Annotated in this window: 2 protein-coding genes; one reads left to right on the forward strand and one right to left on the reverse strand. The window is 70.2% G+C overall.

What is annotated here, in order from left to right; translation table 11 throughout:
• Nucleotides 1–15 precede the first annotated feature (15 nt).
• Nucleotides 16–888 (reverse strand): MurR/RpiR family transcriptional regulator, encoded by an 873-nt coding sequence (locus tag AC27IQ_RS23745; protein ID WP_272566430.1) that lies wholly within the window; start codon nt 886–888, stop codon nt 16–18.
• A gap of 255 nt (nt 889–1,143) precedes the next feature.
• On the opposite strand from AC27IQ_RS23745, the gene AC27IQ_RS23750 reads away from it, so the two are divergent.
• Nucleotides 1,144–1,780 (forward strand): aminotransferase class III-fold pyridoxal phosphate-dependent enzyme (locus AC27IQ_RS23750; RefSeq protein WP_487091029.1); only part of this gene is annotated, 637 nt, incomplete at its 3' end.

Genomic DNA, 1,780 nt, shown 5'->3' on the forward strand with positions numbered 1-1,780 from the left:
CCCCGGGGCCGGCGGTCAACCGCCCGGCTTGCGCAGGGTGACCGGCTGCAGGTAGGCGCCCGAGCGCACCAGGTGCTGCTCGGCCGCCTCGATGCGCTCGATGCCCGGCGCGCCCGCGCGGCTGGCCAGCAGTTCCAGCAGCGATTCCGCCACCGCCGTGGCGGCGGCGATCGACGGAAAGAACGACGGGCTCTGGGTGGCGAACAGCACCGTCTCATGGGCCAGCAGCGACAGCGGCGAGGCTTCGCTGTCGGTCAGCGCCACCACCTTCGCGCCCACGCTGCGCGCCGCTTCGGCAGCCTGCAGCGCTTCGCGCGAGTACGGCGCGAAGCTGGCCACCACCAGCGCGTCGCCCTTGGCCAGCGCGCGCAGCTGCATCTCCAGCGAGCCGCCCTGGCCGTCCACCAGATGGACCGAGGGGCGAAACAGCCGGTACACATAGACGAAAGAAAACGCCACGGGAAAGCAGGCGCGAAAGCCCGCCACGTGCACATGGCGGGCCTGCTCCAGCAGCCGCGCGGCACGCGGCAGCGAGACGGCGCTCTGCCGCTCGGTCTGTTCCAGGTTGTGGCGGTGCACGTCGAACATCTCGCCCACCAGCGACTGGTCCTTGGCACGCCCGGCCAGCTGGCGTGCCCGCGGGGCGTATTGCTCGCTGCCCAGGCCCATGTCCTGCGCCAGGGCCTCCTTAAGCGCAGGCCAGCCCTCGAACCCCAGCTGCTGCGCGAACCGCACCAGGGTGGCCGGGGGCACGCCCGAGCGCGCGGCGACGGTGCGCATCGAGGTGGTCACGACCTCGTTCGGACGGTCGATGACGAACTTGGCCGCCTGCTGCAGCGAGGGGGACAGCCCGGCATGGCGCTGGCGAATGGTGTCTCTGAGACTCATGGAAACGGACCTGGACAAGGGCTGAACAAAGGGCGGCGCGGCGCGCTGCACCACCGCACGACTGTAGGGCAAGCGCGCACGGTCAGGCATGAAAGGAGGGCCGGATGGGGTTTGGAACATGTGTTCCATCTGATCGATCGAAAAAACGCATGTTGCAATTTTTGCAGGTGTTGGTATATTTGTTCCAAATAAATAGGAAATGGATTTTTTGATCCGTTGACCGCCCCGCCGCCACCGAACCTTGCCCGCCCCGCCATGACCCACGTTCTGCACCGCCATCTCCACCAGACCCCCCCTGTCGCCGCGGGCGCGCAGGGCATGGTGGTCCGCGACGCCAGCGGCCGCACCTACCTGGATGCCAGCGGCGGCGCCGCCGTGTCCTCGCTCGGCCATGGCCATGCCGACGTGATCGCCGCCATGCACCGGCAGATCGACCGCATCGCGTACGCCCACACCAGCTTCTTCACCACCGACGTGGCGGAGGAGCTGGCGCAGACGCTGGTGCGCGGCGCGCCGGCGGGCACGAGCCATGCCTATTTCGTGAGCGGGGGCTCGGAGGCCGTGGAGGCCGCGCTCAAGATGGCGCGGCAGTATTTCGTGGAGCGGGGCGAGCCCCAGCGCACGCACTTCATCGCGCGGCGGCAGAGCTACCACGGCAACACGCTGGGCGCGCTCGCGGTGGGCGGCAACGCCTGGCGGCGCGCGCCGTTCGCGCCGCTGCTCGTGCCGGCCACGCACGTGTCGCCCTGCTACCCGTACCGCGAGATGCGCGACGGCGAGTCTCCGCAGGCCTACGGCCAGCGGCTGGCGGCGGAACTGGAGGCCGCCATCCTCGCGCAGGGCGCGGACCGCGTGATCGCTTTCGTGGCCGAGACGGTGGGCGGCGCCACGG

The sequence above is a fragment of the Acidovorax sp. KPB24-07 genome, assembly GCF_057543315.1.

Excerpts from the sequence above, each read along its gene's own strand:
- AC27IQ_RS23745 (WP_272566430.1), bottom strand. The coding sequence starts at position 888 with ATGAGTCTCAGAGACACCATTCGCCAGCGCCATGCCGGGCTGTCCCCC.